This window comes from Tabrizicola sp., assembly GCF_041913445.1.
Classification (GTDB): domain Bacteria; phylum Pseudomonadota; class Alphaproteobacteria; order Rhodobacterales; family Rhodobacteraceae; genus Tabrizicola.
The window spans coordinates 101,371-125,509 of sequence record NZ_JAYSFG010000012.1 but is presented as its reverse complement, the minus strand read 5'-3'; the positions used below and the strand labels follow the sequence as shown (position 1 = coordinate 125,509).

Below are 24,139 nucleotides of genomic sequence, written 5' to 3'. Positions count from 1 at the left end.
GGTGCCTGTAACGGGACGTGAACCAGAGCAACACAACCGGCTCTGGGCACCACCTAAATCCCTGTAAGCTTAGAGCTAAAGGTCCCGCACTACGTTTTTGCGTGCGGGACTGATCACGCAGGTGGGACGCCTCGCGTTGGCGGAATCTGCGCGAATTCGGCCGCTTCGATCGCAGCACCCGGGAAACTGGCGCACATCTCTTCCATTCTGGTCCGATCCGGTGACAGGCAGGCGGCGGTCGACAGTGCATCTGCCAAGGCGGCGCTTGGTGCAGAGATGGACACCGAACGCCAGAGCGGCGGCGCCGGGTGGCCGGTGCGGGGGTCAAGGATGTGGCTGGAGCGACCATCGCCGCCAAATGTCATGCCGAGGGGGGCCGACGTGGCAAGCGCCCTGCCGCGCAGGTCCAGGTTGCCGCCTGCGGCCGTGGAAACCGGCCAGGAACGGTCGGGCAACGCGACCATTTCACCCGTGTCGATCAACGCCCTGGTCAGGCCGTTCCGGGCCAGCAGATGCGCGACCTGGTCCGCGATGTAGCCCTGGGCGATGCCGTTCAGCGTCAGCGACATTCCGGGACGCAGCGTGATCTCGTCTGTCGAGAGCGCCACCCCGGACCAGCCGATAAGCCCGCGCGCGATGGTGCGCTCTGCTTCGGTCAAGGGCTGGCCCGACTCGCGCGCCCTGGCCTCGGCCCGCCAGAGGGGCTGCACGGTCGGGTCGAACCCGCCTCCGCTGGCGCGATGGACCGTGCCGGCCAGGGCGAGGCATTCCAGAAGCTCGAAAGGCGGGGCCTGCAGTCGGCCGTCCCGGTTCAGCGTGGCGAGGGCCGAGTCCGGCAGGTAGAGCGAGAACACTCGCTCTAGCCGGTTGATTTCCGCCATCGCCATCGCCGCAAGCCGGGCCGCGTCGGGATGATCCAGGCGCAAGGTCACCCGGGCCCCGAGGGCGGTTCCGGTCGCGACGTGGATCCGGGGGGCTGCCAGCGTCAGCGACGGCGCAAGTGCTGCGGAAATGGCAATGAATCGGCGGCGGGTCAGCATCTTCAGCCCTCCGTCCCGCCTGCGAGCGATTTCAGCCGCTCGGAGTAATCGTCTTCGCCCGACGCGCCTGTCGCGACCGGGGTGATGGCGCTGTCCGGGATGGCGTCCAGCGGCATCAGCGTGCCGCCGTGCAGCGTTGCGAAGGCCTTGGCCCTAACCGGGTCGGCGAAGGGGACGAGTTCCGGCGCCCCCATGCCGCCCGTGGCATCAGATCCGACGACATAGGTTGCAGCCCGGGCATCGGTCCAGTTGCTTGCTCCCGGCTCGTCCCAGGTTGCGCCCTCGGCCCCCATGTCGCTGACGTAGATCGCCAGGACCTGGTTGGTTTGCTCGGGCAGGCGCAGGTAGGTCACAAGGTCGCTGACCTGGCTGAAGAAGAGGGGTGCGCCCGGCAGGCCGTCCAGATGGACCTGGCCCTTGGGACCCTCATGCTCCAGCACGTTCATCTGGCAGAAATGCCCCAGCGTCTCGGGCGTCATGGGAAGGGGGTCGGTGTTCTGGACGACCTCTTCCTGGCAGGCGGCAAGCAACAGCGCAAAGAGCAGGATGCGTTTCATGGGGTGACCTTTCGGAAGGCGACGGCAGCCAGCGCCAGGGCGGCGAGCGGCCAGAGAAGGACCGAGGTGAGGGATTGCCAGAGCGGGATCGCGTCGGCGGCACTTCCAACCCCGGCCGCGGCGGCGGTGGCTCCGCTGGCGGTCAGGTTGTAAAGCCGGAAGGCGTCGGCCGGGTTGGCGAGAAGGGCGATCGGAAACGCCTCGGTCGTGAACCAGCCGCCGTTGTCCGCGACGATGGCTGACAGTAGCGCCAGGTCATAAAGGACGACAAGGCCCAGCCAGAGCCCGATGGCCAGCCCCGCTGCCCCCGACGGCCGGCGCGAGAGCGCGGAAAGCGCATAACCTGCGCCGAGAAACGTCGCGCCAAGCAGGATGGACGACCAGGACAGGCGGATCAGCGCAGGCAGGCCTGTCAGCGCCGTCGCATCGTTCCAAAGCGCCACCCCGGCAGCAAGGCCATGACCCAGCAGCACGGCAAGGGTCAGGATCGCAAGATGGGCGACCAGCTTTCCGACAAGGATCTCCCACCGCGCGATGGGGTAGGCCAGAAGCAGGGGCAGGGTCCCGCGCTCGGTCTCGCCGGCGATGGCGTCGAAGCTCATCAGCAGCGCGAGAAGCGGGATCAGGTAGACCGAAAGCGAGGTCAGCGAGGCGACGGTCACCGACAACCGGTCGACGCCCAGGCCCCCCGTCGGGGCGGACCCGGCCAGCGACAGGACCAGGGAGAACACCGCCATCAATACTAGCGCGATAGCGACCCAGCGGTTGCGCAGCGCGATGCGGAACTCGGTACGGGCGGTGGAGAGGATGCGGATCACTGCGCGGCCCCCTGACTGAAGTGCGAATAGAGGTCTTCCAGGCTGGGCGGCAGGACCTCAAGGTCCGTCACCTTGTCGCCGAAGCCCGCGATCCGCCCCAAGGTCTCGAGCTTGGTGGATTGCGCGCAGGTCAGGTGCAGCGCCCCGTCGACAAGGATCGCACCGGGCAGCAGGCGCACAAGGTCCCGCGCATAGCCGTTGCGGGCCGTGACATGCAGGGTCACCGGCAGGTCGGCGCGCCGGCGCAGATCGGGCAGCGAGCCTTCGGCGACCATCCGGCCCTTGGACAGGATGACGATCCGGTCCGTCCGGGCCTCCACCTCGGTCAGCGCGTGCGAGGACAGAAGGATCGAGGCCCCCTGCGCGGCGAGGTCGTCGAGCAGCGCATAGAACTCGCGGCGCGAAATGGGGTCGAGGCCAGAGGTGGGCTCGTCCAGAACCAGAAGGCGCGGATGGCCGATGAGGGCCTGGGCCAGACCGACGCGCTGGCGCATGCCCTTCGAATAGGTGCCGATCCGGCGGCGCGCAGCCTGGGCAAGGCCGACCTTCTCCAGGAGCTGCATCGCCTGCGACCGGTCCTCGCCCCGCAGGGCAAGGTAGTGCTGGAGCTGCTCCAGCCCGGTCAGGGCAGGGTGGAATGCCGCGTTCTCGGGCAGGTAGGCCACAGCGCGGCGCGCGGCCGCCGATCCAGGGGCGGCGTCGCAGATGGTGACCCGGCCGCTGGTGGCGGGGATCAGGCCCAGGATGATCTTCATCAGCGTGGATTTCCCCGCGCCGTTGTGGCCCAGAAGCGCCACGCGCTCGCCGGGGGCGACGGTCAGGCTGACGCCGGTCAGCGCCGCCACCTCGCCGAAGCGTTTAGTGAGATCCGAGATCGTCAGGGTCGATGTCATCGTATTGGCCTTGTGTCCAACGCCCGGCGACCTCGGCCTCGAAGGCCGCGGCGTCTGGGGCGACGGGGATGGAAATGGGTTGCATCAATGGGTGGCTGTCGGTCACGCCCCCCGGCAGGATCGCCGGGAACGAGGACTGCGACCAGCGAACCAGCTGCACGGCGGGGGAACCGGTCAGGAGGCTCGCGGCGGGTTGCGACCAGAGGATATGGTCCATCAGGTCGTTCGGGCGGTAGACCCCGTCGGCGATGCCGTCGCCGTTCAGGTCGAAAGCGGGATGGTCGGACCAGTAGTTGCCGCGGCCCTCATGGCTCCATTCCATGAAGCGGGTGCCGACGTATTTGACCTGCTCCTGGTTCCCCAGGAAAGCGTTCTCGGTCAACAGGTTGCGTTCTGACCCCGCGGTGAAGTGAATGCCGATACCGCAGCCCTCGAACCGGTTGCGGAAGATCAGGTTCTTGTGGGCGTTGTATATGAAAAGGCATTTCTTCGTGCCGCCTCTGACAAGATTGCCGGCCACGTCGGCCGAGTTGGCGAAATTCAGCATCACCCCGTGTTCGCGGTCGCCGAGCGAAAGGTTGTCCTTCACGACCACGCGGTCGCTGAACATGATGGCAAAGCCCAGGTGATTGCCGATCGAGACGTTTCCCGACACCTCGGAATCGTGGGTGTACATGTAGTGGACCGCAAAGCGCAGGTCGCGGAACAGGTTGTTGCGGTAGGTCCCCTTCTTGGACGCGTTGGAGAAAATCCCGTCTCGCCCCCAACGGACGTCGTTCCCCTCGACCACCGTGCCGGGGCTGTTCCAGACGTAGATCCCGTTGCCGCGTTCGTTCATGCGGGGGTTCTGGCGGCCCTCGATCACGTTGTTCTTGACCAGCGTGTCGAGGCCCCCATGCACGTCGATCCCATGCATGTTGTCGGTCAGCCGGTTGCCGATGATCCGCGCGCGGTCGGCGCCCTTGACGATCTTGATCCCGGCGTCGAGGTCCTTGTTCACCTTGCCCGACCGCGTGACCTCCAGCCCCGTCAGCACCACGTCGTCTGCCGTGATGGTGACGACGGTGCCTTGATATTCGCCGTCGATGGTGGCCGTCCCGTCGCCCTGCAGCGTCAGGGTCCGGTCGATGGTGACGGGGCCAAGATAGGCCCCGCCTTTCAGGATCAGCACATCGCCGGGATTGGCCCCGGCGATGGCGGTGGCAAGCGTGCCCCTGCCCGGTGCGACAGGCACCTCGGCCGCCCAGAGGGGCGTCGACAGCAAGAGAAGGGCAAGGACACGCAGCATGGTCATGCGCCTGCGGGTTCCACGAACATCCGGCCGCGCATCTCCATGTGCAGCGCGTGGCAGAACCACTGGCAGTAGTACCAGTAGACCCCGGCATTGGCGGCGGTGAAGGTGACCGAAGAGGTCATCTGCGGCCCGATCTCCATCGCGACGCCGTGGTTGCCCATGGTGAAGCCGTGGGTCAGGTCGTCGATGTCGTCGAGGTTGGTGACGATCACCGTGACCTCGTCGCCTTCCTTCACCGTGAAGCTTTCCAGCGCGAAGTTCGGCGCCTGGCTGGACATGTAGACGCGGACCTTCTTCGGGTCGTCCTTGTCGCGGATCACCATGTCCTGCCAGTCGTCGAGGTTCACGCCGTCCGCCTCGGCCTGTTTCCGCGTCTCGGCCCACATCGGGTCCTGCCGGTCCCATACCGAAAGCGGGTTCAGCTTCGACGCCGCGACCGCGATGGCGTCATGCGGTTCGGCGAAGTTCGGGCCGTCGTGGACCACGACCATCTTGTCGCCCGAGATGTCGATCAGCTGGTCGTTTTCCGGCTTCAACGGCCCGACGTTCAGGAAGCGGTCTTTCGAAAACTTGCACAGGCAGACGAGCCAGTTCGACTCCGCCTCGGACGTCTCTCCCATCACGGTCTTCAGGTGGCCGGGCTGGTATTGGACGTCGACCTTGTCCTTGATCGGGTCCACAGCCTCGCCGGCATAGGCGCGGATCGCGTCCTCGATGGACCACTTCACCACCTGGCTGTCCAGGAACAGCGAGGTATAGGCGAAGCCCCGCCCGTCGAAGGCCGTGTGCAGCGGGCCAAGGCCAAGCTCGGGTTCCGCCACGACGACACTGCGCGGCTCCGCGCCCTCGAAGAGGGTGTCGAACTTCGTCACGTCCAGCACGGTCACCGTGGGCGAGAGCTTGCCGCCGATGCAGAGGTGCTTCTTGTCCGGCGCCATGTTGCAGCCGTGCGGGTTGTTGGCGATGGGGACGTAGCGGGTGAAAGCGCTGTTGGCGTCCTTGCGGCCGTCCAGGATGCGCACCCCGTTCAGCTCCTGTCCTTCGCCCGCAGCAATGGCGGCCTCGATGGCGGCGATGTTGAAGATGACGACGTGGTCCATCTCGGCCGCGGTCATGTCGGCCAGGGTCATCCCCATTTCGCTGTTGTAGGAGGTCGAGAAGGCCCATTTGCCCTCGTAATCCGCGTCGCAGTTGTCGAGGTTGCCCGAAACCATGACCTGCCAGGCGGGCAGCATCGATTCCGCATCGACCGCGGTGAAGATGTTCACATAGGTCGACACGTCCTGCATCGTGGTGCCGTCGTTGACCAGCGGGGCCTCATCCTCTCCGTTGCAGAAGATGTACTTGGTGAAGGGCGCCTTCTGCGGCCGCATCCCGTGGATCGCCTTGGCGTTCGGGATTTCCAGAATCGCGTCGCACTTCATCACGTCCGCCCGGACCCGGGCGACGCGGGTGTTGGCCTTGTCGTTCATGAACAGGTACTTGCCGTCGTACTTGCCGTCGGTGAATGACATGTGGACGTGGTGAAGGTCGCCGTTGTCGTGGACCTTCTTGCCGTTCGCGGCGAGGAGCTTCTTCGTCTTCTCGGTCATCGTGCGCTGGTGGATGCGGACCGATTCATTGGTCTCGCCCCAGCCGGTGGCCGAGCAGCGGTTAAAGACGGGGACACGCATGAGTTCCCGCATCGACGGGATGCCGAGGATCCGCATCTCGCCCGTCTGGCCCGAGGACCAGAAGCCGTAATGCGTGTCCAGCTGGCCAGGTGCCACGTTGAAGCCTTCACTGGCGGCCTGCGCGACGGCGGCCGAGGTTCCGAGTGCCAGGGCGCCCACGCCCGCGCTGGTGCCGAGTGCAAGGCGGCCGCCGAAGGCCCCGGCCAAGGCCGCGCCGCCGGCCGTGGCCCCCAGAAGGCCGCGGCGTGAAATCCCCGAGTTCGCGTGTTCAGACATGACTGTCCCTTTCATTCAGCTGGTTGGGGTTGCTTGTGGTTCGGATGGCCCGACAGGTCCCGGGCCGGGCTGGCGGCGGCCGTTTCGCGCCGCTTCAGTTTCTTGATGACCACCGGGCATTTCGTGGTGGACTGGTAGAGCACCTGGCAGTGCAGGCAGTTGATGCATTCGTTCGGGTTGATCTCGCCCGTCGGATGGATCGACTGGACCGGGCATTCATGTGCGCAGGTCTGGCAGGGGTTGCCGCATTCCCGGTAGCGCTTCAGCCAGTCGAACATCCGGATGCGCGCCGGGATCGCCAGACCCGCGCCCAGCGGGCAGAGGTAGCGGCAGTAGAACCGCTCGACGAAGAGGCCCGCGACCAGCAGTGCCACGGCATAGGCGACGAAGGGCCAGGCGCGGACGAACTTCAGGATGATGGCGGTCTTGAAGGGCTCGACCTCGGCCAGTTGCTCGGCCTGTTCGATGCTGACGAGGCTTGCGCCGAACAGTCCCAGGAAGATCATGTACTTGATCGGCCAGAGCCGCTCGTGCAGGCCCCAGGGCAGCGTCCATTGCGGGATGCCCAGTTTGCGGGCGATCTGGTTCGTGAGTTCCTGCAGCGCGCCGAAGGGGCAGAGCCAGCCGCAATAGGCCCCACGGCCCCAGAAGATCAGCGCGGCGGCGACGCTGAACCACAGGATGAAGGTCAGGGGATCAAGAAGGAACGCCTGCCAGGAAAAACCCGAGGTCAGCGCGCCGAAAAGGGCCATCAAGTTCACGACGGACAGCTGCGCATTGGCGTACCAGCCCAGGAAGACCAGCGTCACGGTCAGGAAGCCCATGCGGAACCAGTAGAACCGCCGCTCGTTCCGCACCGCGAAGTGCTGGAAGAAGAAGACCAGCGTCAGCACGGCCAGCATGGCGGCGGTAATTGCGATCTCCAGCTGCTTTTCGGCCCAGATCCGCTTCCACAGCGCTTGGTGGGCGGCACCTTCCTCTTGCGTGGCGACGGCCTCGGCAGGGGCGGTGTCGGTGGTTGCGGCGGCGGGGACGGGAACCGGCCGCAGGTATTTCTCGGGCAGCTGGTAGCCCAGGTCGAAAGTGGTGAAGAGCTTCTCGATCGGCCCGACCTCGCGCTGGACCAGAAGCTGCAACCGGAAAGGCTTGGTCGGGTCGAAGCCCACGTCGGCGGGGATCTTGAACAGGTCCGTCTCGGTGAACTCGGGCGCGCCCTCGGCCGCGACGGCGACCAGCCGCTTGTGCATCTTGTCGCGGAACCGGACCGAGACATCGTCCTGGATCAGCACGATCCGGTCGAAGATGCCGCCGCGCACATAGCCCGAACCCTTGAAGCTGTAGAGGCCCCGACCGACGACGAGGATCGCGTGCTCGCCGGGTTTCAGCCAGTCCGCCAGATTGGCGGCCTCGCCTTCCCCCAGAAGCGCCTTGGCGATGGCGGGATGCGAGACAAGCGCGGCCTCCATCTCGATGAAGGGAGTCTCGGGCGGCTCGGTCAGGGCGCGCTCGGCCGCCCGCGGGTCGCCGAGCCCGGCGAAGGCCGCGTTGACCTGGCCCACGTCCAGCGACAGGCGGCGCAGCGTGCCGTCCCCTTCCAGCGTCGTCCAGTCCGCCGCGGCGGTGGCGTCGGGGTTCAGCTCGAAGGCCGGGCCGGTTGCCGCGGCATCGGGGGCAAGGCCGCCCAGGCCCAGCGTCCGCGCGACCTTCAGCCCGGCCCGGACGATGGAATCGTCGATCACCATCACCGTGACCGTGGCACCCGAGATGATTTCCAGGTCATGCGACTCGCCGCCGGATTGCGCTTCTGCGACCAGGTCGACGCCGATGTAGCTCTGCGCGAGCGCATCGACCTTGGCCTGCGGAATGCCGATCAGGACGATGGGTTCGGAGTGCTTGACGAGCTTGACGCCGATGATCCTGGCGTCCTGGTCGACCGCGACCATCGTGTGGATCGGCTTGCCGGAATACCCGGTGGTCGACACGAAGTCGCTGGTGATGAAGGCCCAGCCCACCGTCTCGCCGCCCTTCAGGACGGGGGCTACCGCCGCATCGGCCTGCATGGGGCCAAAGCCGTCGGCCCCGGCCACAAGCTCCGACGCGGCCACCTTCCCGAGGAAGTCAGGCAGGACCGGCTCGGCCAGTGCTGGACCGGCCAGGACGGTGATGAGAGCCAGGAGAACGCGCAGGAAAGGCATCGATCAGCAGTCCACAGGGGCTTTCGTCAACCCGACGGGAAGGCCGGATTGCGCTTTATCAATCTTGGGAAGGACCGTGCGTCTTTTGGCGGGACCCGCCGCCAAGCAACCGGCAAGGCGGGAGGGCACGATATCCAAAAGCCCCGGTCTTGCATGGGGCACGAGACTGAATTGACGTCCCACAGCGCAAGGCACGCCCACAAAGTCGGATGCGTCAGGCCAGCCAGTGGCGTTCAGCGGCCTTCGCCCGCGGGAACGGTCGGCGGTCCGGCAGCACGGAAAGCGGGCGTCAGAAAGGGGAAACGGACGTTGCATGGGACCTTACTGACAAATCGACGCCATACAATCTTTGATAAAGATCAAATGGCGCCCCTTGGGCCGTGCTCAACCAATGCGAACCTTCCCATGTTCCCCGGCGAAACCCTGGGGCTGCGACAGCACGTCGCAGGGCGGCATCGAAAGACACTTGACTCGTGCGGAAGGGCGGCAGGAATTGCTTGGACAAGTAGCCGGTACCCAGATGCGCCCTGACGACCTGACAGAAACGCGAAACCTTCCGCTTTTCACCACCATGCTCAACGCCAGTTTCGACGCGCTGATGCATAGTGCGGTGGCCGAACGGTTCCCGGCCGGGTACGAGCTGATCCGCCAGGGCGAACGGGCAGAGTTCCTGCATGTAGTCGTCGAAGGCAGCGTCGAGCTTTACGCGGACTGGCAGGGCAGGAGCACGACGATGGCTGTCGTCCAGCCGGTGGGCACCTTCATCCTCGCGGCCTGTGTGCGGGACCTGCCCTACCTGATGTCGGCGCGCACGCTGGAGCCCTCGCGGTTGCTGCTGGTTCCGGCGACCGACCTGCGGGCCGTCTTCCGTCGCGATCCCGAATTCGCCGTCTCGATCGTCGGAGAGTTGGCCGGTGCCTTCCGCACCATGGCCCGGCACGCCAAGAACCTGAAACTGCGCACCTCACGCGAAAGGCTGGCGGGCTACCTTCTGAAGCAGTCCCGGTTGGCCGGGGGGGCGGACCGCTTCGTCCTGCAGATCGAGAAGCGGCTGGTGGCCTCCTACCTGGGCATGACGCGGGAGAATCTGTCGCGGGCCCTGAAGAGCCTAGAGGAGAACGGCGTTTCCTTTCGCGGCCACGAGGTGACGATCACCAATCGGGCGCTTTTGAGCGAGGTCTGCCGCCCCGATATCCTGATCGACGGCCCGGACCCGGAACGGACGAGCGACGGCGTCAGCCTGCCGGGACCAGCCTTGCCGCCGGGCTGAACACCGCGGCTGGCTGCTCGGGTTCCAGAAGATCGTCCCGATGCGGGTGGAGTCGATCACTGGCGCAGCAGGCTGGGCGTCAGGTGTTCGGTGTCGGCCATCGCTTCTCCCGCAGCGGCGTTTGCAAATGTTCCGCGTCGTCCTAGGTCACGCGAACAAGCGAAGAGATGCGATGCTGATCCTGACCAAGGCGACGTTGTGGAACCCGGGCGTGCTGGAGACCCGCAGCCTGCCGAAAAAATTCCTCGGCCGGGTGCTGATCATTCCCGTGACCGCAAGTTTCCGGGTCTGGGGAAGGCTTCTGGTCGAAATGCAACTGATCCGCTTTACGGTCACACTGTTACCCTTCGCGCTTCCGCCGCTGATGGTGCGCGACCTCGCCGTGCCCGTGATGCAGGCGCCGGCCCTGATGGTGATCCTGGTCGTGCTGGTCGAACTCAAGGTCCTGCGTCTGTCGCCGAAGGCGCGGGCGGCCGCGGTCGGACCGGATGAAGCCGCCCGCCGACTGGACACCCTGGCCTTTCGGGCCCGCGCCTGCCTGCGACGGATCGCGGCCCGCCATGACCTGCGCGAAGGCGCGCTGCGTCTTGTGGTCGAGCAGTCTGACCTGGCTCGCATCCCGCCGCTGACGCTGGTCTCGGTGCAAAGCGATACGCCCGAGCCGCGCGTCCTGCCGCTGGATGCCGAGGATCGCGCGCTGCTGAGCACTGGCCTTTTCGACGAGACGTTCACCGAGCGGGATCTGCTGGCCGCCAACCATCGCGACAAGCGCTATGTCCGCGAGGTCACCCAGGAGGCCCGCGCCGTGTCGGCCCATGCCCGGCTGGCCGCGCTGCTTGAGAGGGGGGTGCCGGCGGAATGAGTGTGAATGCAACCACCGTTTCGGCCGGAGAGGCGCTGCGGGTGCTTGAGGCAGGCTGGGCGGCGCAGCAGGCTGGCGGGCTGACGGCGTCCTGGATGCTGCACGGCCGCCCGGGCGTCGGAAAGACCGAAGTGGTGCAGACCCTTGCCGAGCGGATCGGCGCCCAGCTTTACGACCTGCGCCTGACCACCATCGAGCCGCAGGACCTCCGCGGGTTGCCGTACTATGACCACGCTGCGGCGAAGACGGTGTGGTACCGCCCCGAGGACCTTCCCGACACCGATGCGCCGGCGATCCTGTTTCTCGACGAACTGACGGCGGCGGCACCGTCGCTGCAGCCCACGGTCTATGGCCTTCTGCAAGAGCGCCGGGTCGGTCGGCACCGGTTGCCGTCCAGCGTGATGATCGTGGCCGCCGGAAACCAGGTCGAGGACGGCGCCATCGCCTATGACATGGGCACCGCGCTGAGCGACCGGCTGATCCACATGATCGTGCAGGCGAACGCCCAGGACTGGCTGGCCAACTACGCGATTCCGGCCGGGATCCATCCCGCGGTCGCCAGCTTCATCCGCACGCGCCCCGACCTTCTGGAGACGACCGAGGACAGCCTTCGTCGCGGCCAGATGATCGCCTGCACTCCGCGCAGCTGGACGCGGGTCAGCCGCATCATGGACAGCATCCCCGACCGGGCGATCCGGCAGGTGATGATCGCCGGAACCGTTGGCATGGCCGCCGCAGCCGAGTTCGCGCTTCTGGCCGACGAGATTGCCGCTACGGTGCGGATCGACGAGATGCTGGCCACGCCCCGGGCGGACCGCGCGGGCCTTTACCCTGCCACGCTGCATGGGCTGACGGCGCTGGTCTTCGGTCTGGCGGGGATCGCCAGCCGTGACACTCTGCCCGCCGCCATCGAGATCCTTGCGGACTTGCGCAGCCAGCGCGCGCTGTCCAGCGGGGGGCTGCCTACCGGCGAGCTGGCCAGTTTCGGATTCGAGCTTCTGATCGGACGCGCGCTGGCGCAGGGCTGGCAGGACATTTTTGCCACGTCCGACGCCTACGCCGACTACGCTGCTGACCGCCGCGCCCTGGGGCTGCCGTGACCGTCCATTCGGCCCGCGCCGCGCAGGCCATCGCCCATCTGGGAGAGATCGACGCGGCGCTCGCCGTCCTTGCGCTCTGGTGTCGGCACCGCGATGGAACGGGGCCTACGGGCACGCAGGGCGAGGTCATCAGCTATGGACCGGGGTTCGACCTTCTGGCGCTGCCGGAACAGGTCGGTCTGGTGGCACACCACGTGCTGCACGTGGCGCTGCGGCATTCGGCGCGGTCCGCCGGCCTGGCGGAGCGACTGGGCGACGCATTCGATCCGGCGCTCTTCACGTTGGCGGCGGACGGGATCATCAACGAAACGCTTGTCTTGGCTGGCCATGCCATTCCGCGGCCCGCTATCTTTCTGACCGAGCTTCTGGCCGAAGCAGGGATCCCCGCGCCCAGTGCCGTCGCCGCGCTGGAGCGCTGGGATGCCGACCGGCTGGCCATGGCTCTCCACAGCGATCCGGCGCGCGCAAAGCGTCTGCAAGACTGGGCCCGGAGGCGCGGCTTCAATGACGATCTGAAGACCGGCCCGCCCGACGAGACGGGTTCGACCCAATCGGCAGCCGATTGGCGCAACCAGGTCCTGCGCGCCATTGCGGCAGGCCGGAAGGCAGGGTCCGGGATCGGGCGGCTTGGCGCGATCCTTGCCGACCTCGCGCCGGACCAGGTGCCCTGGGAAGTCCGGCTGCGGGGCCTTCTGGCGCGGGCGACGGCCGAGCGCCCCAGGGCAAGCTGGTCCCGTCCGGCCCGGCCGTTCCTGGCGCGTCTGGCCGAGGCGGAAAGGACCGGCGGCGCCGTGCCCGTCTTCGAGCCGGGCTACCGGCGATCCGGTCATCGTGCACGGATCGTGGTCGGGCTTGACACATCGTCTTCGATCGATCCGCAGAGCCTGCGCCTGTTCTGGTCGGAGGCCGGGGGCATTGCCCGTCGTTCCGGGGCGGAGGTGCATCTTCTTGCATTCGACGAGGCGGTCCACGCCTCCCGGCAATTCGATCCCGCCACCTGGCGCGATCAGATGCGCGATCAGGTCCGGACCGGTGGAGGCACGGACTTCACCGATCTCTTCGCACAAGGCGGGCGGCTGCAGCCGTCTGTTCTGGTCGTCCTCACGGACCTTGACGCTCCCGTTCCCGCCGCGCCCGGCTTTCCCGTCATCTGGGCCGTTCCCCGGCCGGTCGAGAGGCCGCCCTTCGGCAAGTTGCTGGTAATCGGGAACGAATGATCCGGTGGGTGAAGCCAGAGTGACGATGCCGATTGCACGAATATTGGCCGATCGGGCGTCGGTCATCCGGATCGGCGGAAGAAAATCCACATGAGGACTTGACCGCCAGCACCTCGCGCATATCGTCGACAGTGAAATCGCAGAACGGTGACGTGGCACTCGGGCCTTGCGCGCAGACGATCATCCGTCTGCGACAAGGCCTTTCTTACGTTTGGGGAACGTTTTGAAACGGCAGATCAAGCTGGGGATCCTCTTGTCGCGCTCGGGCAGCTATTCGCTGATTTCCGAAGCCTGCCGGTCCGGGGCGCTTGCCGCCATCGCCCGGGTCAACGGCGACCCGCAGCTTGATTTGAGCTTCGCGCCCGTCGAACGCGACCCCGGCGGCAACATCGACTCCTATGCGCCTTTGTGCGAGGAGATCTTGCGCGACAGCGGGGCGCGGCATGTGGTGGGCTGCATCACCTCGTGGAGCCGGAAGGAAGTGATCCCGACGGTCGAGAAGTATGGCGGAACGCTGTGGTACGCGGTGCCTTACGAGGGCTTCGAGGCCTCGGACCATGTCGTCTACACCCATGCCTGTCCGAACCAGCACCTCCTTCCGCTTCTGGACTGGGTGATGCCCGCGCATGGACGGCGGGCATATCTGACGGGCTCGAACTACATCTGGGGCTGGGAGATGAACCGCCTGGCGCGAGAGCGCATCGTGGCGGCAGGGGGGGAGGTCACGGGTGAGCGTTACCTGCCCATCGGGTCGCGTGACGTGGGCCGAATGATCGAGGAACTGCGCTTTGCCCGGCCCGATTTCATCCTGAACTCGCTGATCGGACCGTCGTCCTATGAATTCATGGCCGCCTACCGCGCGCTGGGGCAGGAGGATGCGGCGTTCCGGCCTGAAAACTGCCCGGTCCTGTCCTGCAACCTGACCGAATGCGAACTGCCAGCGCTTGGCCCGGCGGCCGAGGGGCTGGTGGCCGCGGGTCCCTATTTCCGCGGCGTGCCGGGCTGGCCGGAGGCGGGCAACTTCGGCTCCTCGCACGAGGCGGCGGCTTTTGCGGCGGTGATGGAACTCGCCGGTCTGCTGGCGGGCCGCGCGGGTGCAGAGAACTGGCCCCTGTCGCAGCTTCTGGCCGGGCGTGGCGGGATCGTCGACGCCGACACGCATCACACCGAGTTGCCGGTGATCATCGCCCGCGTCGAGGGCGGGGCCTTCAAGCCGTTGAAGCGGTGGGAGGCGGTGGCGGGCGACCCCTACTTGACGCGCAGCCGGTCCGCGCCCGCTCCGGTCCTGCGGGTGGTGTCATGAAGCGCCGCCCGATCCGCATCCCGAACCTTGGCGGGGCGCAGGCCGTGATCCTGCACCGCCCTCATCCCACGGTGCAGGCGCTGACCCGGCAGCTGACGGCCATCGGGTTGCAGGTGAAGCAGGCCTGGCCGGAACTCGGACCCGAGGCCTTGGCAGCCGACTACATCTTCTTCGACGCCGACATGGGCCACGACGGCATGTTCCCGTGGGAGCCCGGCCAGCCGCCGATCCCCATGATCGCGCTGATCGGGTCCGAGGCGCCGGGCCGGATCGAATGGTCGCTGAAGGCGGGGTCTCACGCCCAGCTTCTGAAGCCGGTGGGCGACAACGGGGCCTATTCGGCGCTTCTGATCGCGCGGGATGCCTTCGACGCGCAAAAGGCGCTGTCGGCGGAAATCGCGGACCTCCGGCGGCGGCTGGAGGACCGCCAGACCGTGGTCCGCGCCGTGACGCTGCTCGCCGCGCGGGGGAAGACGGACGCCGAGGCCTATGCCCAGCTCCGCCAGATGGCGATGGCCTGGCGGATCAGTTTCGAGGACGCGGCGGCCCGGATCGTCGCTGCTCAGGGAGGGACGGATGACCGATCTGAGCGCCTCTGACGCCCCGCCCCAGGGCGCGCTGGCCCGCCTTCTGCGCCGCAAGCTGGCGCTGTTCGGTCTGGCGATCATCCTGATCGTGGTGGCTGGCGCCGTCTTCGCGCCGTGGATCGCCCCGTTCGACCCCAATGACCAGATGTTCGACGGCCTGACGCTGGAAGGCGCGCCGATGCCGCCGGACGGGAAGTTCCTGATGGGAACCGACCTTCTGGGACGCGACCTCTTCAGTCGCATCCTGTACGGCGCGCAGACCTCGCTGATCATCGGCGTCGTCGCGAACGGCTTGGCGCTGGTGATCGGCACGCTGGTCGGCATCACGGCGGGGTTCTTCCGCGGTTGGATCGGCGGCGTCCTGATGCGCTTCACCGACTTGATGATGGCTTTCCCGGCGCTCCTCCTCGCCATCTGCCTGGCTGCGATCTTCGAGCCGTCGCTCTGGATCGTCGCCATGGTCATCGCGCTGGTGAACTGGGTGCAGACCGCGCGGGTGATCTATACCGAAACCTCGTCGCTGGCCACGCGCGACTTCGTTGCGGCCGAGCGGACACTGGGGGCAAGCACCTCGCGCATCCTTTTCCGCCATATCCTGCCGCATCTTCTGCCGACGATCATCGTCTGGGGCACCCTGGGGATTTCGACGACGGTCCTTCTGGAAGCGACGCTGTCCTTCCTGGGGATCGGGGTGCAGCCGCCCACCGCCAGCTGGGGAAACATCATCTTCGAGAACCAGACCTACTTCCAGACCGCGCCCTGGCTGGTCTTCATCCCCGGTGCCGCGATCATCCTTCTGGCGCTTGCCTTCAACCTGGTAGGAGACGCGCTGCGCGATGTGCTTGACCCGACGCAAAGGGGGCGCGACTAGATGGCCGCCTATCTGCTCCGCCGCCTTGTCCAAGCCGCGTTGATCCTGGTCGGCGTCAGCTTCGTGACCTTCTTCCTGCTCTATGTCCTGCCCGCCGACCCGGTCCGCCAGATTGCCGGCCGGGCCGCCACGGCGGAAACCGTCGAGAACATCCGCCAGCAGCTAGGCCTCGATCAGCCCTTCATCGTGCAATACGCCCGCTACATGGGCGCGCTCTTCCAGGGCGACATGGGGCGCAGCTATCTGCAGAAGACCGAGGTGTCTGAGCTGATCTGGTCCCGCCTGCCGGCCACGTTGCTTCTGATGGCCGGCGCCATCTTCTGCGAACTGGTGCTGGGACTGACGATGGGCATTCTCGCCGCGCTCTGGAGGGGGCGGACCCTGGACCAGACCCTGATGGTCACGTCCTTCGTTACCGTATCCGCGCCGCAGTTCGTGGTCAGCCTGCTCTTGCTCTACGTCTTCGCGGTGAAGCTGGGCTGGTTCCCCATCGGCGGCTACGGCACCTTCGCGCACCTGGTGCTTCCTGCGGTCACGTTGGGGATACTCGGTTCAGGCTGGTATTCCCGCATGATGCGGTCCTCGATGATCGACGTCCTGCGCGCCGACTATATCCGCACGGCCCGCGCCAAGGGGCTGGCCCGGGGCCGGATCGTCCTGCGCCACGCGCTGCCGAACGCGATCCTTCCGGTCATCGCGATGATCGGGATCGACATCGGCATCTTCATGGGCGGGATCGTCGTGGTGGAAAGCGTCTTTGGCTGGCCCGGGATCGGCCAGCTTGCCTGGCAGGCGATCCAGCGCGTCGACATCCCCATCATCATGGGCGTCACCCTGGTGTCCGCCTGCGCCATCGTGCTGGGGAACCTGCTGGCCGACCTCGTTGCGCCCTTCATCGATCCCCGCATTCGCCTTCGATAATCGGACTTCGCCAACCCAACAGGAGAGAGACAATGAAGAAACTGCTCGCCTCGACCGCCGTGATGCTTGCACTGGCGCTTCCAGCCGTCGCGCAGGACTACACGCCCGACCCGAACGCAAAACCGGGCGGGTCGATCACGATCACCTACAAGGACGACGTGGCGACCCTTGACCCGGCCATCGGCTACGACTGGCAGAACTGGTCGATGATCAAGTCGCTGTTCGACGGGCTGATGGACTATGTCCCCGGCACGACCGAGCTGCGTCCGGGTCTGGCGGAAAGCTACGAGATCTCGGAGGACGGCCTGACCTACACGTTCAAGCTGCGCCCCGGGGTCAAGTTCCACAATGGCCGCGAGATGACGGCCGAGGACGTGAAATACTCGCTGGACCGCGTGACGAACCCCGAGACGCAGTCTCCGGGCGCAGGTTTCTTTGGTGCCATCGCGGGGTTTGAGAATGCAGGGCCGGGTGGCCTGTCGGGCGTCGAAGTGGTCGACCCGCTGACCGTGAAGATCACGCTCTCGCGCCCCGACGCGACCTTCCTGCATGTCATGGCGCTGAACTTCGCGTCGGTCGTGCCGAAGGAAGCGGTGGATGAGGCCGGGGCCGACTTCGGCAAGAAGCCGGTGGGGACCGGGGCCTTCAAGCTGGCGGAATGGACCCTGGGCCAGCGCCTGGTGTTCGAGAAGAACGCGGATTACTGGCGCGAGGGCGTGCCCTACCTCGACAGCGTGGTGTTCGAGGTCGGCCAGGAGCCGGTGGTGGCGCTGCTTCGCCTGCAGAACGGTGAGGTCGATGTCCCCGGCGACGGTATCCCGCCCGCAAAGTTCACCGAAGTGATGGCCGACCCGGCCCAGGCCGCGCGCGTGGTGCAGGGCGGTCAGTTGCACACCGGATATATCACCCTGAACGTCACCACCCCGCCTTTCGACAAGGTCGAGGTGCGCAAGGCCGTCAACATGGCGATCAACAAGGAGCGGATCACCCAGATCATCAACGGCCGCGCGGTGCCGGCGACACAGCCGCTGCCGCCTTCGATGCCAGGCTATACCGAAGGCTACGCAGGTTACGCCTACGACCCGGAAGGGGCAAAGGCGCTTTTGGCCGAAGCGGGCCTTGCAGACGGGTTCGAAACCGAGCTTTACGTGATGAACACCGACCCGAATCCGCGCATCGCGCAGGCGATCCAGCAGGACCTTGCGGCCATCGGGATCACCGCGAACATCCAGAACCTCGCCCAGGCCAACGTGATCGAGGCCGGGGGGGCAGGAACCGCTCCGATGATCTGGTCGGGCGGCATGGGCTGGATCGCAGACTTCCCCGATCCGTCCAACTTCTACGGCCCGATCCTGGGCTGCGCCGGGGCTGCGCCGGGTGGCTGGAACTGGTCCAAGTTCTGTGACGAGTCCCTAAACGCCAAGGCCGTCGCGGCCGACAGCATGTTCGACCCGGCCAAGGCCGACGAGCGACTGAAGGCCTGGTCCGACGTCTACATGGGGATCATGGAGCAGGCCCCCTGGGTCCCGGTCTTCAACGAGGAACGTTACACGATGAAGTCCGAACGCATGGGCGGCGAGGACGCGCTTTACGTCGATCCGGTCTCGATCCCCGTCAACTACGACTACGTCTGGGTCAAAGAGTAATGTGCAAGGCCTGCGACTACACGATCCACGGCGCGCAGCACCATTTCGGCTGGGACAATTCCCTGCCGCCCGCGCTGCGCGTCGCCCCGGGCTCGACCATCGAGTTCCACTGCCACGATTCCTCGGCGGGCCAGCTTGGCCCGTCGTCGACCCTGCAAAGCGTGATCGACCTCGACTTCGGCAAGATCAACCCGGTCTCGGGGCCGATCTATGTCGAGGGGGCGAAGCCGGGCGACGTGCTGAAGGTGACGCTGGAGGGGTTCCAGCCCAAGGTGTTCGACGGGAAAGGTTTCGGCTGGACCGCCAACATCCCGGGCTTCGGGTTGCTCGCCGACCAGTTCAAGGACCCGGCGCTGTGCCTGTGGTCCTATGACCCGGCCGGCATGGAACCCGCGATGTGGGGCAAGTCCGCACGTGTGCCGCTGAAGCCCTTCAGCGGGACGATCGGCTGCGCTCCGGCCGAGGCCGGGTTGCACTCCGTCGTGCCGCCCCGGCGCGTCGGCGGCAACCTCGACATCCGCGACCTGACCTCGGGGGTCACCCTGTACCTGCCGGTCGAAGTGGAAGGGGCGCTCTTCAGCGTCGGGGACACCCATGCCGCGCAGGGCGATGGCGAGGTGTGCGGGACGGCCATCGAGTCGCCGATGAACGTGGTCCTGACGCTGGATCTTGTGAAGGACCAGCCGCTCAAGACCCCGCGCTTTACCACGCCGGGGCCGGTGACGCGGCATCTGGACGCCAAGGGGTATGAGGCGACGACGGGGATCGGGCCGGACCTGATGACGGCGGCCAAGGATGCCGTCTCGGGGATGATCGACCTTCTCACGCGCCAGCAGGGCATCTCGGCCGTGGACGCCTACATGCTGTGTTCGGTCTGCGGCGACCTTCGTATTTCGGAAATCGTCGACATGCCGAACTGGGTCGTGAGCTTCTACTTCCCCCGGGTCGTTTTCGAATGACCCTTGCGGAAGCCATGCCAATCTCCGGGGCGGTCGCCGCCCCGGAACCCGTGCTCCGGGTCGAAGGACTGTGCGTCAGTGCCCGGACCGAACAGGGTCTGAAGCCGCTGGTGCAGGACCTTTCCTTTGATCTGAAGAAGGGCGAGACATTGGCCATCGCCGGGGAAAGCGGGTCCGGAAAGTCGATCACCTCGCTGGCGATCATGGGCCTTCTTCCCCAGCCCGCGGTCCGCGTGACCGGCGGCCACATCCGCTTTGGCGGACAAGATCTGACCGCCTTGCCCGAAGCCGCCTTACGCGGCATTCGCGGCGACCGGATCGCGATGATCTTCCAGGAGCCGATGACCAGCCTCAACCCCGTGATGACCGTTGGCACTCAGCTGGCCGAGGCCATCCGCGCCCATGACCCGGTCACCCGGGCCGAGGCCCGCAAGCGCGCGGTCGAAGCCCTGCGCGCCGTACGCCTGTCCGAACCGGACCGCCGGATGGGCCAGTATCCACATGAATTGTCCGGAGGAATGCGCCAGCGCGTGATGATCGCCATGGCGCTTGCCCTGAAGCCCGAGGTGCTGATCGCCGACGAACCGACCACCGCGCTTGATGTGACGGTCCAGCGCGAAGTGCTCGACCTGCTGCGCGACCTGCAGCGGCAGATGGGAACCGCCATCATCCTGATCACCCATGACATGGGCGTCGTGGCGGAAATGGCCGACCGCGTGATCGTCATGCGCCAGGGACGCCAGGTGGAGACGGCGCCGACTGCCGACATCTTCGACCGGCCACAGGCCGACTATACCCGTGCCCTTCTGGCGGCGGTGCCGCGCATGGGGCAGGGGGCGCCGCGTCCACAGGTTGCCGGCGAGACCATCGCGCGGCTGACGGACGTGGTCGTCCGCTACCCGCTGCGCGGCGGTCTGCTTGGAGGGATCACCCACAACGTCCACGCGGTCGAACATGTGAGCTTCGACATCCGCAGGGGCGAGACCTTCGCCCTTGTTGGAGAATCCGGCTGCGGCAAGTCGACCATCGCCAAGGCGCTCGTCGGTCTCGCCCCGCACCAGGGGCGGATCGAGATCGCCGGGCAGGCGATGGAGGGGCTGGACCCGGCCGCAATGAAGGCGATGCGCCGCAAGGTCCAGATGGTCTTCCAGGACCCGATGGCCGCCCTGAACCCCCGAATGAAAGTGGGCGACCTCATCGCCGAGCCCCTGGTGATCCATGGCATCGGCGATGCGTCCAGCCAGCGGGCAAAGGCCGCAGACCTCATGGCGCGCGTGGGGCTGGAGGCATCGCATCTTGATCGCTATCCGCACGAATTCTCGGGCGGCCAGCGCCAGCGCATCTGCATCGCCCGCGCCCTGGCCCTGCAGCCGGACCTCATCATTGCCGACGAAAGCGTCAGCGCACTTGACGTGTCGGTCCAGGCCCGGGTGCTGGAGCTTCTGCGGGCCCTGCAGTCCGAATTCGGGATGTCCTACCTGTTCATCAGCCACGACATGGCGGTGGTCGACAACATTTCCGACCGTGTCGCGGTGATGTACCTGGGCCAGATCGTCGAGCTTGGCAGCCGCGCACAGATTTTCGGCAACCCTCAGCATCCCTACACGCGTCGCCTGATCAACGCGGTTCCGGTCCCCGATCCCAGTCGGAAGCGCGCCGCCAGTCCGCAAGCCGCAGCCGAGATCCCGAGTCCCCTGCATCCCGTGGGGCAGGAGCCGAGGCGTGTCCTTCTGCGGGATATCGGCGAGGGTCACCTTGTCGGGACGGACACGCCCGGGTGAGACCCTCGCGGGCGTTTGATCGGACTTACAGGCGGCGCCCGTCCGTTCTGGAGAAGAAATGCAGCCGCGACGCCGCGAGGCTGATCTGCAGCCGGTCCCCCCGCTTTGCGACGGCATTTCCTGGCATCCGCACCGTCAGGCGCGTTTCGGAATTGTCGATCACGCAATAGCCATAGGCATCGGCCCCCAGCCATTCGACAGATTGCACTTCCACCGGAAAGGCGTCTGGTCCTTCCGGCGCCGTCTGGATGTCCTCGGGCCTGAGGCCAAGGCGCACCTCGCCATCGATGGCAGGATGATCGACCGTTACCCGGTGTCCGCCCGGAAGGACCAGCGTGCCGTTTTCGCTTCGGACGTCGAAAATGTTCATCGCCGGCGAGCCGATGAAGCCCGCAACGAATTCGTTCGCCGGCGTGGTGTAGACCTCGAACGGGGTGGCGATCTGCTGGGCTATCCCCTGGTTCATGACGATCAGCCGATCGGCAAGGGTCATCGCCTCGACCTGGTCATGCGTCACGTAGAGGGTAGTCTGGCCGGTGCGCAGGTGCAGGTCCTTGATCTGCAGACGCATCTGCACGCGCAGTTTGGCGTCCAGATTGGATAGCGGCTCGTCCAAGAGGAAGGCCGCCGGTTCGCGCACCAGCGCCCGGCCCATCGCCACCCGTTGCCGTTGGCCGCCCGACAGCGCTCGGGGTTTGCGGTCGAGATAGGGTTCAAGCTCCAGCATCGCCGCAGCGCGGGCGACGGCAGCGTCAATGTCCGCCTTGGACATCCCGGCGATTTTCAGCCCGTAGGCCATGTTGTCGCGTACCGTCATGTGGGGGTAGAGCGCGTAGTTCTGGAACACCATCGCGATGTTGCGGTCCCGCGGTTCAAGGGTGTTCACCACCCGGTCGCCGATGCTGATCGTGCCGGAAGTGATCTCCTCCAGCCCCGCGACCATGCGCAGAAGAGTGGACTTGCCGCAGCCCGAGGGGCCGACGATCACCACGAACTCGCCGTTCGCGATGTCGATGGTCACGCCGTGGATCACCTCTTGCCCGGCATAGCTTTTCCGCACGTCTTGCAGCTGGATGCGCGCCATTCACTTCTCCGTTTCGACCAGGCCCTTCACGAACCAGCGCTGCATCAGCACGACCACCAGGATCGGCGGCAGGATCGCGAGGACCGAGGTGACCATCACCAGGTTCCAGGGGGTATCGGCATCGGCGAAGGAGATCATCTTCTTCAGTGCGATGACGATGGTGTTCATTTCGTTGGAGTTCGTGACCAGGAGGGGCCACAGGTATTGCGTCCAGCCGTAGATGAACTGGATCACGAAGATTGCCGCGACGTTTGTCAGTGAGAGGGGCCAGAGGATGTCCTTGAAGAACCGCCAAGGCCCTGCGCCATCGACCCGGGCGGCCTCGAGCAGCTCGTCCGGGATGGTCATGAAGAACTGCCGGAAGAGAAGCGTCGCCGTGGCCGAGGCGATCAGCGGCAGGATGAGGCCGGCGTAGGTGTCGATCAGGCCCAGGTCGACCATGACCTTGTAGGTGGGCTGGATACGCACCTCGACCGGCAGCATCAGGGTGATGAAGATCAGCCAGAAACAGGCCATGCGGAAGGGGAAGCGGAAGAAGACGATGGCATAAGCCGAGGCCATCGAGATCGCGATCTTCCCCAACGCGATCCCGAGCGCGATCAGCGTCGTGTTGCCCAGAAGCCGCCAGAGGCTGACGCCCCCGATCCGCCCGATCCCGCCCGAGAAGGCGTCGCCATAGTTTTCGGCCGCCTCGGGGCCGGGAAGGAGAGGCAGGGGAGGGCGAAGGATCGTCTGCACCGAATGGGTCGAGGCAATGAAGACGTAGTAGATCGGGAAGGCGACGATGATGACGCCCAGGATCATCCACAGGTGCGCCAACGTCCGGGACGCGCCGCGTGCGGCTAGGGGGCTGGTCGTGCTGTCATGCATAGTGCACCCGCCGTTCGATGAAGCGGAACTGGAAGGCAGTCAGGGCGATGACAATGACCATCAGGATCACCGACTGCGCGGCTGAATCGCCGATGATCAGGTTCACGAAGCCGTCGTTGTAGACCTTGTAGACCAGAGTCTCGGTCGCACGGCCGGGACCGCCGCCGGTGACGGCGTGGATGATGCCGAACGTATCGAACAGCGCGTAGACCGTGTTCACCACCAGAAGGAAGAAGGTCGTCGGCGCGAGGAGGGGGAAGACGATGGTCCAGAAGGCGTGCCGCCTGCTGGCCCCGTCGATGGCCGCGGCTTCAAGAAGCGACCTTGGGATCGCCTGCAGCCCGGCCACGAAGAACAGGAAGTTGTAGCTGATCTGCTTCCAGGTCGCCGCCGCCACCACCAGAACCATCGCATCGTCGCCATCCAGAAGCGGGTTCCAGTCGATCCCGATCTGGCGCAGGGGCCATGCCAGCGTGCCGAACGAGGGGTTGAACATGAAAAGCCACAGCATCCCGGCAATGGCGGGCGCCACGGCATAGGGCCAGATCATCAGGGTTCGGTAGAAGCCCTTGCCGCGCACGATCTTCTCGGCCTGCACGGCGAGGAAGAGCGCGATGGCCAGCGCTCCGAAGGCCACCAGAAGCGAGAAGACCACCGTCACCTGCAACGCGTTCAGATAGGCCGGGTCGGCAAGCACCTTCCGAAAGTTGGCCAGCCCGACGAAGGTGCTCGACAGGCCGAACGGGTCCTCTTTCAGCACCGACTGCCGGAAGGCCTGCGCCGCGGGCCAGTAGAAGAAGATCAGCGTGATCGCCAGTTGCGGGGCAAGCAAGAGCCACGGCAACAGCTTGTGCGGAAAGACCGTCCGGCGCATGCGGCATCCTCAGGGTCAGGATAGGGGAAAGCGCTGCGGGCTGGATGG

Annotated in this window: 21 protein-coding genes; 11 read left to right on the top strand and 10 right to left on the bottom strand. The window is 66.3% G+C overall.

The window, feature by feature from the left end:
• Window positions 1-113: 113 nt before the first annotated feature.
• From ACE3Q6_RS14565 to ACE3Q6_RS14535, 7 genes are read right to left on the bottom strand one after another with little or no spacing between them, the layout of a single operon-like run.
• Window positions 114-1,040 carry an FAD:protein FMN transferase gene (locus tag ACE3Q6_RS14565; RefSeq protein ID WP_374433734.1) on the bottom strand — a complete coding sequence of 309 codons (927 nt, stop codon included), beginning with the start codon at window positions 1,038-1,040 and terminating at the stop codon, window positions 114-116.
• Window positions 1,041-1,042: 2 nt separating this feature from the next.
• Complete coding sequence (locus ACE3Q6_RS14560) at window positions 1,043-1,597, bottom strand: nitrous oxide reductase accessory protein NosL (protein WP_374433731.1); 555 nt, start codon at window positions 1,595-1,597, stop codon at window positions 1,043-1,045.
• Window positions 1,594-2,415, bottom strand: a complete 822-nt coding sequence (locus tag ACE3Q6_RS14555; protein WP_374433729.1) for an ABC transporter permease — start codon at window positions 2,413-2,415, stop codon at window positions 1,594-1,596. Before ACE3Q6_RS14555 ends, ACE3Q6_RS14560 begins: the two co-directional genes overlap by 4 nt.
• The gene (locus ACE3Q6_RS14550) at window positions 2,412-3,308 is read right to left on the bottom strand and encodes an ABC transporter ATP-binding protein (RefSeq protein WP_374433727.1); all 897 of its coding nucleotides are present in this window, start codon (window positions 3,306-3,308) and stop codon (window positions 2,412-2,414) included. Before ACE3Q6_RS14550 ends, ACE3Q6_RS14555 begins: the two co-directional genes overlap by 4 nt.
• Window positions 3,274-4,602, bottom strand: coding sequence for a nitrous oxide reductase family maturation protein NosD (locus tag ACE3Q6_RS14545; RefSeq protein ID WP_374433724.1), 1,329 nt, complete (start codon window positions 4,600-4,602; stop codon window positions 3,274-3,276). Before ACE3Q6_RS14545 ends, ACE3Q6_RS14550 begins: the two co-directional genes overlap by 35 nt.
• The gene (gene nosZ, locus ACE3Q6_RS14540) at window positions 4,599-6,551 is read right to left on the bottom strand and encodes a TAT-dependent nitrous-oxide reductase (protein WP_374433722.1); all 1,953 of its coding nucleotides are present in this window, start codon (window positions 6,549-6,551) and stop codon (window positions 4,599-4,601) included. The genes ACE3Q6_RS14545 and nosZ overlap by 4 nt, the downstream gene beginning before the upstream one ends.
• A gap of 11 nt (window positions 6,552-6,562) precedes the next feature.
• Window positions 6,563-8,746 carry a 4Fe-4S binding protein gene (locus ACE3Q6_RS14535; protein WP_374433720.1) on the bottom strand — a complete coding sequence of 728 codons (2,184 nt, stop codon included), beginning with the start codon at window positions 8,744-8,746 and terminating at the stop codon, window positions 6,563-6,565.
• A gap of 520 nt (window positions 8,747-9,266) precedes the next feature.
• Here ACE3Q6_RS14535 and ACE3Q6_RS14530 point away from each other — a divergent pair.
• The 11 genes from ACE3Q6_RS14530 to ACE3Q6_RS14480 all read left to right on the top strand — a co-directional run bounded on the left by ACE3Q6_RS14530 (window position 9,267) and on the right by ACE3Q6_RS14480 (window position 21,263).
• Window positions 9,267-10,016: a cyclic nucleotide-binding domain-containing protein gene (locus ACE3Q6_RS14530; protein ID WP_374433718.1), complete on the top strand. Its 750-nt coding sequence runs from the start codon at window positions 9,267-9,269 to the stop codon at window positions 10,014-10,016.
• 172 nt (window positions 10,017-10,188) lie between these two features.
• Window positions 10,189-10,878 (top strand): hypothetical protein, encoded by a 690-nt coding sequence (locus ACE3Q6_RS14525; protein WP_374433716.1) that lies wholly within the window; start codon window positions 10,189-10,191, stop codon window positions 10,876-10,878.
• Window positions 10,875-11,978 (top strand): AAA family ATPase, encoded by a 1,104-nt coding sequence (locus ACE3Q6_RS14520; RefSeq protein ID WP_374433712.1) that lies wholly within the window; start codon window positions 10,875-10,877, stop codon window positions 11,976-11,978. The genes ACE3Q6_RS14525 and ACE3Q6_RS14520 overlap by 4 nt, the downstream gene beginning before the upstream one ends.
• On the top strand, window positions 11,975-13,195 hold the full coding sequence (locus tag ACE3Q6_RS14515; protein ID WP_374433710.1) for a VWA-like domain-containing protein: 1,221 nt from the start codon (window positions 11,975-11,977) through the stop codon (window positions 13,193-13,195). Before ACE3Q6_RS14520 ends, ACE3Q6_RS14515 begins: the two co-directional genes overlap by 4 nt.
• A gap of 223 nt (window positions 13,196-13,418) precedes the next feature.
• Window positions 13,419-14,498, top strand: a complete 1,080-nt coding sequence (locus ACE3Q6_RS14510; RefSeq protein ID WP_374433708.1) for a transporter substrate-binding protein — start codon at window positions 13,419-13,421, stop codon at window positions 14,496-14,498.
• Complete coding sequence (locus ACE3Q6_RS14505; RefSeq protein ID WP_374433707.1) at window positions 14,495-15,097, top strand: ANTAR domain-containing response regulator; 603 nt, start codon at window positions 14,495-14,497, stop codon at window positions 15,095-15,097. The genes ACE3Q6_RS14510 and ACE3Q6_RS14505 overlap by 4 nt, the downstream gene beginning before the upstream one ends.
• Complete coding sequence (locus ACE3Q6_RS14500) at window positions 15,075-15,956, top strand: ABC transporter permease (protein ID WP_374433705.1); 882 nt, start codon at window positions 15,075-15,077, stop codon at window positions 15,954-15,956. Before ACE3Q6_RS14505 ends, ACE3Q6_RS14500 begins: the two co-directional genes overlap by 23 nt.
• On the top strand, window positions 15,957-16,877 hold the full coding sequence (locus ACE3Q6_RS14495; RefSeq protein WP_374433703.1) for an ABC transporter permease: 921 nt from the start codon (window positions 15,957-15,959) through the stop codon (window positions 16,875-16,877).
• A 32-nt stretch (window positions 16,878-16,909) separates the two neighbouring features.
• The gene (locus ACE3Q6_RS14490) at window positions 16,910-18,523 is read left to right on the top strand and encodes an ABC transporter substrate-binding protein (protein ID WP_374433701.1); all 1,614 of its coding nucleotides are present in this window, start codon (window positions 16,910-16,912) and stop codon (window positions 18,521-18,523) included.
• The gene (locus ACE3Q6_RS14485; protein ID WP_374433699.1) at window positions 18,523-19,482 is read left to right on the top strand and encodes an acetamidase/formamidase family protein; all 960 of its coding nucleotides are present in this window, start codon (window positions 18,523-18,525) and stop codon (window positions 19,480-19,482) included. Before ACE3Q6_RS14490 ends, ACE3Q6_RS14485 begins: the two co-directional genes overlap by 1 nt.
• A 14-nt stretch (window positions 19,483-19,496) precedes the next feature.
• Window positions 19,497-21,263: a dipeptide ABC transporter ATP-binding protein gene (locus ACE3Q6_RS14480; protein ID WP_374433697.1), complete on the top strand. Its 1,767-nt coding sequence runs from the start codon at window positions 19,497-19,499 to the stop codon at window positions 21,261-21,263.
• Window positions 21,264-21,288: 25 nt separating this feature from the next.
• Here the strand turns inward: ACE3Q6_RS14480 and ugpC are convergent, their stop codons facing one another.
• From ugpC to ugpA, 3 genes are read right to left on the bottom strand one after another with little or no spacing between them, the layout of a single operon-like run.
• Entirely contained in the window at window positions 21,289-22,347 is a 1,059-nt protein-coding gene (gene ugpC, locus ACE3Q6_RS14475; RefSeq protein ID WP_374433694.1) for a sn-glycerol-3-phosphate ABC transporter ATP-binding protein UgpC, read from the bottom strand.
• Window positions 22,348-23,217: a sn-glycerol-3-phosphate ABC transporter permease UgpE gene (gene ugpE / locus ACE3Q6_RS14470; protein ID WP_374433692.1), complete on the bottom strand. Its 870-nt coding sequence runs from the start codon at window positions 23,215-23,217 to the stop codon at window positions 22,348-22,350. It lies immediately after the preceding gene.
• Complete coding sequence (ugpA, locus tag ACE3Q6_RS14465; RefSeq protein WP_374433690.1) at window positions 23,210-24,091, bottom strand: sn-glycerol-3-phosphate ABC transporter permease UgpA; 882 nt, start codon at window positions 24,089-24,091, stop codon at window positions 23,210-23,212. Before ugpA ends, ugpE begins: the two co-directional genes overlap by 8 nt.
• Window positions 24,092-24,139: the final 48 nt, after the last annotated feature.

What these genes read in the sequence shown, in the direction of transcription:
- ACE3Q6_RS14500 (WP_374433705.1), top strand. Translation starts at nt 15,075, where the DNA reads ATGACCGATCTGAGCGCCTCTGACGCCCCGCCCCAGGGCGCGCTGGCC.
- ACE3Q6_RS14505 (WP_374433707.1), top strand. Translation starts at nt 14,495, where the DNA reads ATGAAGCGCCGCCCGATCCGCATCCCGAACCTTGGCGGGGCGCAGGCC.
- ACE3Q6_RS14525 (WP_374433716.1), top strand. Translation starts at nt 10,189, where the DNA reads ATGCTGATCCTGACCAAGGCGACGTTGTGGAACCCGGGCGTGCTGGAG.
- ACE3Q6_RS14490 (WP_374433701.1), top strand. Translation starts at nt 16,910, where the DNA reads ATGAAGAAACTGCTCGCCTCGACCGCCGTGATGCTTGCACTGGCGCTT.
- ACE3Q6_RS14495 (WP_374433703.1), top strand. Translation starts at nt 15,957, where the DNA reads ATGGCCGCCTATCTGCTCCGCCGCCTTGTCCAAGCCGCGTTGATCCTG.
- ACE3Q6_RS14520 (WP_374433712.1), top strand. Translation starts at nt 10,875, where the DNA reads ATGAGTGTGAATGCAACCACCGTTTCGGCCGGAGAGGCGCTGCGGGTG.
- ACE3Q6_RS14480 (WP_374433697.1), top strand. Translation starts at nt 19,497, where the DNA reads ATGCCAATCTCCGGGGCGGTCGCCGCCCCGGAACCCGTGCTCCGGGTC.
- ugpC (WP_374433694.1), bottom strand. Translation starts at nt 22,347, where the DNA reads ATGGCGCGCATCCAGCTGCAAGACGTGCGGAAAAGCTATGCCGGGCAA.
- ugpA (WP_374433690.1), bottom strand. Translation starts at nt 24,091, where the DNA reads ATGCGCCGGACGGTCTTTCCGCACAAGCTGTTGCCGTGGCTCTTGCTT.
- ACE3Q6_RS14530 (WP_374433718.1), top strand. Translation starts at nt 9,267, where the DNA reads ATGCGCCCTGACGACCTGACAGAAACGCGAAACCTTCCGCTTTTCACC.
- ACE3Q6_RS14565 (WP_374433734.1), bottom strand. Translation starts at nt 1,040, where the DNA reads ATGCTGACCCGCCGCCGATTCATTGCCATTTCCGCAGCACTTGCGCCG.
- ACE3Q6_RS14550 (WP_374433727.1), bottom strand. Translation starts at nt 3,308, where the DNA reads ATGACATCGACCCTGACGATCTCGGATCTCACTAAACGCTTCGGCGAG.
- ACE3Q6_RS14545 (WP_374433724.1), bottom strand. Translation starts at nt 4,602, where the DNA reads ATGACCATGCTGCGTGTCCTTGCCCTTCTCTTGCTGTCGACGCCCCTC.
- ugpE (WP_374433692.1), bottom strand. Translation starts at nt 23,217, where the DNA reads ATGCATGACAGCACGACCAGCCCCCTAGCCGCACGCGGCGCGTCCCGG.
- nosZ (WP_374433722.1), bottom strand. Translation starts at nt 6,551, where the DNA reads ATGTCTGAACACGCGAACTCGGGGATTTCACGCCGCGGCCTTCTGGGG.
- ACE3Q6_RS14560 (WP_374433731.1), bottom strand. Translation starts at nt 1,597, where the DNA reads ATGAAACGCATCCTGCTCTTTGCGCTGTTGCTTGCCGCCTGCCAGGAA.
- ACE3Q6_RS14535 (WP_374433720.1), bottom strand. Translation starts at nt 8,746, where the DNA reads ATGCCTTTCCTGCGCGTTCTCCTGGCTCTCATCACCGTCCTGGCCGGT.
- ACE3Q6_RS14485 (WP_374433699.1), top strand. Translation starts at nt 18,523, where the DNA reads ATGTGCAAGGCCTGCGACTACACGATCCACGGCGCGCAGCACCATTTC.